This is a genomic window from uncultured Campylobacter sp. (genome assembly GCF_937890585.1).
GTDB lineage: Bacteria > Campylobacterota > Campylobacteria > Campylobacterales > Campylobacteraceae > Campylobacter_A.
The window spans coordinates 1-6,236 of record NZ_CALACG010000084.1 but is presented as its reverse complement, the minus strand read 5'-3'; the positions used below and the strand labels follow the sequence as shown (position 1 = coordinate 6,236).

6 protein-coding genes and 1 pseudogene are annotated in these 6,236 nt (G+C 40.3%); 1 reads left to right on the top strand and 6 read right to left on the bottom strand.

The genetic code is table 11. The features are described from left to right. From Q0296_RS02385 to lepA, 6 genes are all read right to left on the bottom strand, one after another. Window positions 1–1,438: cache domain-containing protein (locus Q0296_RS02385; protein ID WP_298036101.1), on the bottom strand; the 1,438-nt coding region annotated here is incomplete at its 3' end. Window positions 1,439–1,535: 97 nt separating this feature from the next. After that, complete coding sequence (locus Q0296_RS02380; protein WP_298036099.1) at window positions 1,536–2,105, bottom strand: ComF family protein; 570 nt, start codon at window positions 2,103–2,105, stop codon at window positions 1,536–1,538. Continuing rightward, window positions 2,105–2,662: a YajG family lipoprotein gene (locus Q0296_RS02375; RefSeq protein ID WP_298036097.1), complete on the bottom strand. Its 558-nt coding sequence runs from the start codon at window positions 2,660–2,662 to the stop codon at window positions 2,105–2,107. The genes Q0296_RS02380 and Q0296_RS02375 overlap by 1 nt, the downstream gene beginning before the upstream one ends. A gap of 11 nt (window positions 2,663–2,673) precedes the next feature. Next, entirely contained in the window at window positions 2,674–3,396 is a 723-nt protein-coding gene (locus Q0296_RS02370; protein WP_298036095.1) for a hypothetical protein, read from the bottom strand. Continuing rightward, the gene (locus tag Q0296_RS02365; protein ID WP_107855986.1) at window positions 3,390–3,620 is read right to left on the bottom strand and encodes a 2-hydroxymuconate tautomerase family protein; all 231 of its coding nucleotides are present in this window, start codon (window positions 3,618–3,620) and stop codon (window positions 3,390–3,392) included. Before Q0296_RS02365 ends, Q0296_RS02370 begins: the two co-directional genes overlap by 7 nt. Window positions 3,621–3,792: 172 nt before the next feature. After that, window positions 3,793–5,583 carry a translation elongation factor 4 gene (gene lepA, locus Q0296_RS02360; protein ID WP_298036092.1) on the bottom strand — a complete coding sequence of 597 codons (1,791 nt, stop codon included), beginning with the start codon at window positions 5,581–5,583 and terminating at the stop codon, window positions 3,793–3,795. A 133-nt stretch (window positions 5,584–5,716) separates the two neighbouring features. Here lepA and Q0296_RS02355 point away from each other — a divergent pair. Then, window positions 5,717–6,236 (top strand): annotated as a pseudogene (locus Q0296_RS02355) (N-6 DNA methylase); the annotation flags it as partial.

Here is a 6,236-nt window from a genome sequence, read left to right as displayed (position 1 = left end):
CTTTTTCTTCTAGTACTTGAGCTTGGTTTAGATTGTCATTTAGCATTTTAGATATCTCAATACCTAAGGTATTAGTTACTTTTTCTACTTCACCATTTGCGTTTTCTATCCTAGAAGTAAAGTCTGATCTTCTATAGCTATCAAATACCTTTTGTATAACATTTAGATCACTACCTACTTTTACTTCCAGCACATCTAGCATTTTATTAAGCACATCTTTAAGCTCGACTAGTTTTGGGTTAGCTGGGTTTTGCGTGATACGAGCTTTTAAATTTCCACTCTCTATCTCTTTAGCTGTTGCTACTGACTGGTTAACAGCAGTGGCATCTTGATTAGCAGTGTCTTGGATCTTTTTGATGTTATCGTTTATTAGACGTGACATAACACCAAATTCATCTTTAGTTTTTACTTCTGTGATAACTGGTTCTTTGATCTCATAGTTTAGGAATTTAAAGAATGACACTAATGACTCAGATATAGCTGAGAGTGGTTTTAGTGATCTGCTAACTACAAATAAAAGAAGTGCAACAATGACTACTATAAATACTATTGATGAGATGATTTGTGAAATAAATGTCTTATTTAAGCTCTCGTCATAGTCTGTCCATGAGTTTGCAGAGCATACAAGCCAGTTTGCTTTTTCATAATGCTGGCAAGCAAGAACTCTCTCTGTGCCTCTAAGATTGTAAGTAAATGTCTTGTCGCCATTTTTCTTATACTCATTTGAGTAATCATCAATGATCTTCATAGCTTCGCTAGAGTCTGAAAGGACAAGGTCTTTATGAACAAAATGTATTATCTTTTTATGCTCTAGGTCAAATAAAGCTATCGCACTGCTTGGGGTTGGCTTGATCTTGTCAAGCTCTTCATCAAATTTATCCAAAGCGATATCAGCCCCCAAAACGCCCACAACTTTACCATTTACGACAACTTTTTTAGCGATAGAAATATTTAAAACACCAGCTGAACCCACATAAGGCTCTGTAAAGATGACGCCACCTTTTGCAACAGCCTCTTTATACCACACTCTAGTTCTAGCATCAAAATTTGTACTTTGGTCAAGCACTGAAAATTTACGTCCTTCGCCCTCAACATCAGCACTAAAAGTAGTTCCGTCATTTGCGTAGCCAAAGTAAAACTCAAAGAATTCAGTCACTTGGGCTGCATTCATGATCACACCTTTAAATTTCTCTTTATCCTCTAAAATGTCTGGATTGAGCTCGAGATATCTAACAAATTTTTCAACCTCTGCGATCTTACTATCAAAAAATGCGTTCATATAAAACTGTACGATTTTCGATGACGAAGTCTTGGTATCCTTCGCTAGATCATAAATATTCTCCTTAGTGTTCGTGTAGTTTATGGTAGAAAACACGCCTAAAGAGACAACTAAAAGCGCAACGATGATGAGCGCTATCTTATTTGCTGCCTTTTTCATCAGCAAACCTCCTTGTAAATATTTTGTAAATTTTAATAGTAGTATCGGTAAAAAATTTTATATGTTGATATCTTTAGAAGAAAAATTTGAAACAAATTTAGTTTTTTGCGTCAGCCAAAACTAGAGCAAAGAGGACTTTTACGCCGTCATCTTCTAGCTTCTTTTTGGCTTCAAGTATCGTTGTACCAGTGGTTACGATATCATCTACCAAAATAACTGGCGTGGTGATCTTTTTTAAAATTTTAAAATTTCTTGGATTGTTTTGTCTAAATTTAAGCTCCTTGCCACTGTAACTAACATTGCTTGTCGCATGCAGAGCGTGAAATATCGGTTTAAGGTTTTTAGCACGAAGTTCATTTGCCAAAATGGCTGTGTGTGAGTAGCCATTATGCACTCTATCGTCTATCGGCAGGGCATAAATTTGCTCTGGGAAACTAAAGCTTTTAGCAAATTTCTTAAATGCAAATTTGGCTAAATTTTTATAGATAAAAAGTCCGTGCATGTGGTGCTTTGAGTGGATGAGCTCCTTGATCTCGGAGTAGCCATAGAAGCTATAAATTTTAAAGCCCTCCAGCTCTCTTGCCACAGGGCTTGGCTCGCTTAAAATTTGCGAGCAGGTTTTACAAAATGTCTTTAGCGTAAAGCTCTTGCAAAACGCACAAAACATTAGCTATTTAAGATAGCAAGTGCTGTGCGCTTAACGGCGTCGTTGATGATATCTGTTAAAAATGGCTTAAACGCCCCGCCAGTGCGGATCAAAGCAAATTCGGTTTGATTATTTGAGATATTTTTCGTGATAGTTTGATCACCTTTTTGAATTTTAAGTGTGATATCTATCTTTCCCTTTGTATTATCACTGCCATATCCACTCATATTTGCAGTAAATTCATTAATAAAAATCTCAACTACAACGCCACCCATGCCGTTTATATTTGCACCGCGTGCTGTGAGCTCTTTTTTGAGCGCGTCAGCAAAGTACGTTGAAAGGTCGTTTTGAAGCACGACGTACTCTTCAACACTGCCCTTACTATCAGTAATTGTAGCTATAACACTTTTGTTTTTGCGGTTGTCGTGCACTGAGCTTATATATACTTCAAAGCCATTGCTTTTTTGGCTCACAGCAGCCTTATATTGGTCAAATGCAACTATGTTTTCAATAGGCGCGCAACCGGTCAAAAATAGGACAAAAATCCCAAAAATGGTTAGAAATTTAAATTTATTCATCGTTTTTCCTTTTAAAGTTTACTTATCTCGTCGGCCACTTTTATCGCAGCTTGCTTGACAAGAAGCGCGATAAAGAAGTCAAACTGCCCAGACTGCGTGGCCTCTAGCTTTTCCACATGGTGCTTGGTTGATATTGGCAAGCTCTTTTTGAAATTTATATTTGAAAGCGACAAAACGCCTTTTAGTTGGCCGTTTAAAATCTCCGAGCTTCTTTGGTAGTTGCCCCTAAGCTCATCAAACCTAAAATCAAGCCTGTACGTGTACGGCGATGTTTGAGTATCCACGACCACGATGCCACGAGAATTTAGCTCACGCTGCAAAAATAGATAAAAAAGCACTTCAAGGCGAGGGTTTGAGCTAAAGACTACGCTGCTGCCATCAAGCCTTGTGTAGTAAATCGACCTTGCGCTCCTTCTAGCGTCCACTATCCTATGAAAATAGACCTTTTTTAGCCCGACGTTTATGTCGATCATATTTTTTTCCAAGCAGCAGTTTATCGCTACGTCGCTTTTATACTTGACGCCGTTTATAAAGACGCCATCGCCCCTGCCTTTGCACGCGCTGCAGTCGGCTGGTATGCGTAAAACCTCTTCAAAATAGGTCTTATCTTGGCTGCTTATGCTCGCACTTTGCACACCGTCTATGCCCTCACAAGAGAGACAAAGGCTCGCTTTTGCCGAGCAACCTGATATAAAAAATACCGCAAATATCGCTAATAACGCTGTTCTTAACATCTCGCTTCCTTTTGCTCTTTTTGTTTTTTGCGAAGGTTTTTCACGCTCTCTCCTGCTATGCCGTAGTTATTGGTGTCGATCTCGTCGATGATGACGACCGTGTTTTTAGCGCTTCTGCCTAAAATTTCGCTGATCAAATTTGTAACTCCGCTTATCATCTTCTCTTTTTGCTCCACGCTTGGGCTATCACCCTCTTTTGTCACGCAAATTTTCACAAACGGCATAGAACTCCTTTTTGTAAATTTAGTATTTAAACCTATCAAAACAGCATAAGACAAGTCATAATGTCGTGAGATGATTTTGGATGTTGCGCATAAATTTTCGATCAAGATAGGACAAATAGTCCATCGAAGAGAGAAAATTTAAAGCTCATTCAAAGGCGCTCACGACACGCCGTTAGTCTATTTTTAGGACGGATAAGAACGCCTCTTGCGGCAAATTCACCTTACCTATCGCCTTCATACGTTTTTTACCCTCTTTTTGCTTTTCAAGCAACTTTCTCTTACGAGTGATGTCGCCACCGTAGCACTTGGCTGTGACGTTTTTACCCATTGATTTTACGGTTTCGCGAGCGATGATCTTGTTGCCAATGCTAGCTTGTATCGCCACCTCAAAAAGCTGGCGTGGCACGATCTCTTTCATCGCCTTTACAAAGTCCCTGCCCTTTGTCTGCGCCTTGCTCTCAGGCACGATGATAGAGAGCGCATCGACCGTCTCGCCGGCCACTTTTACATCAAGCTTTACTAGATCGCCCACGCGGTAGTCACTTGGTTCATAATCAAAGCTCGCGTAGCCTTTGGTGCTTGACTTTAGTTTGTCATAAAAGTCCATCACGATCTCATTCATCGGTATGTCATACTCGAGTAAAACGCGGTCAGTCGTGATGTAGTCCATCTTTGTTTGTATGCCACGGCGGTTGTTTAAAAGCGTGATTATGTTGCCTAAAAACTCGCTTGGCGTGATGATAGTCGCTTTCACGTATGGCTCAAGGATTGAGTCTATTTTATTGACTGGTGGTAGCTGGCTTGGGTTTTGAATTTTTAAATTTAGCCCGTCAGTTTGCTGCACTTCGTAAGTCACAGTCGGTGCTGTAGCGATGAGATCAAGGTCAAACTCGCGTTCCAGCCTCTCTTTAACGACCTCCATGTGCAGTAGTCCCAAAAAGCCGACCCTAAAGCCAAATCCAAGCGCGACCGAGGTCTCTGGCTCGTAGCTAATGGAGCTGTCATTTAGCTTTAGCTTATCCAGCGCGTCACGCAGATCTTCAAATTTATCAGTTTCAATAGGATAAAGCCCCGCAAATACAAACGGCTTAGCCCTCTCAAAGCCGCCAACTGGCTCTTTTAAGGGATTTCTTGACTGCGTTATCGTATCTCCAACTTGCACATCGCTAACGTTTTTAAGCCCCAAAACCACGATGCCAACCTCGCCAGCGCTAAGCGTTTTAGTCTTGATCGGTGCGATAGGATTTGGATACATAAGGTCAAGCACGATGTGTTTTTTACCTGTGCCCATGACCAAAATTTCATCATTTTTTGAAATTTCACCATCATAAACACGCACAAGAGCAAGCGCGCCAAGGTAGTTGTCAAACCAACTATCATAAATGAGCGCCTTTGTAGGCTTGCTAGCATCGCCATTTGGCGCAGGAATTCTCGTAATAATCGCCTCAAGCAACTCTTTTATACCGATACCACTTTTTGCACTCACCTCGATCGCTCCAGAGCAGTCAAGGCCGATGATATGCTCGATCTCGTCCTTTACTCTAGCAGGGTCAGCCGCTGGCAGGTCGATCTTGTTGATGACTGGGATGATCTCTAGGTTGTTTTCAAGTGCGATGTAGACGTTTGCGATAGTTTGCGCCTCAACGCCTTGGCTGGCGTCCACCACAAGTAGCGCGCCCTCGCAGCTAGCTAGGCTACGGCTCACCTCGTAGCTAAAGTCTACGTGGCCTGGGGTGTCTATCAAATTTAGAACAAAATTTTGCCCATTTAGTGCGTAGTTTAGGCGGACAGACTGGGCTTTGATCGTGATACCACGCTCTTTTTCGATATCCATCGTGTCCATGATCTGCGAGCTCATCTCACGGTCGCTAACAGCGCCACACTCCTGAATGAGGCGGTCAGCAAGCGTGCTTTTGCCGTGGTCAATATGAGCGATGATGCTAAAGTTTCTAATGTTTTTCATATAAGCTTTACTTTTTCTGAGAATTTGGGCTTTATTTTGCCTAAAGTTGATTTAAACACTAATAAATGTATTTTTATCATTTCCATATATTTTTCGCTAAAATGCCGTCTAAAACTTTCAAAAAAGAGGGCTTATGTCGAAGTGGCAGTATGAAAACGATGTTGATGACTATGTAAAGGCTATTTTTAAAAATTTAGGACTTAAAAAATCGCGTGATTTTAACGAAAAACAAGCGATGACACCCTATTTAAAGGAGGCATTAAAAGGTTCAGCTAAAACAAAAGCTAAAGAAAATTTTGGGGTTCCAGATTTTAGCTTGGAAATTTATAAAATTCCCGTAATTATAGAAAATAAATTCGGTTTGAAAAAATTAGTCGCGAAAGACAAAGACGAGATGAAATTTGATGACAAGTCCATATCAGGCTACGCTGTAAATGGCGCACTTTATTATGCTCGTTCAATAATCGCAAGTGGCAAATATCATGAAGCCGTTGCGATCGGTATCGCTGGTGATAGTGAAGAAAACCTACAAATTTGCGTATATTTTGTTTGGGGTAGCAGTGAATTAACGTTTAAATTTATGGATAATTATAAAACTTTAAATTTCCTAGAAAATAAAAAGAGTTTTGAAAATTTTTATAAAGACGCCAAAT

Excerpts from the sequence above, each read along its gene's own strand:
- Q0296_RS02370 (WP_298036095.1), bottom strand. The coding sequence starts at position 3,396 with ATGTTAAGAACAGCGTTATTAGCGATATTTGCGGTATTTTTTATATCA.
- lepA (WP_298036092.1), bottom strand. The coding sequence starts at position 5,583 with ATGAAAAACATTAGAAACTTTAGCATCATCGCTCATATTGACCACGGC.
- Q0296_RS02375 (WP_298036097.1), bottom strand. The coding sequence starts at position 2,662 with ATGAATAAATTTAAATTTCTAACCATTTTTGGGATTTTTGTCCTATTT.
- Q0296_RS02365 (WP_107855986.1), bottom strand. The coding sequence starts at position 3,620 with ATGCCGTTTGTGAAAATTTGCGTGACAAAAGAGGGTGATAGCCCAAGC.
- Q0296_RS02380 (WP_298036099.1), bottom strand. The coding sequence starts at position 2,105 with ATGTTTTGTGCGTTTTGCAAGAGCTTTACGCTAAAGACATTTTGTAAA.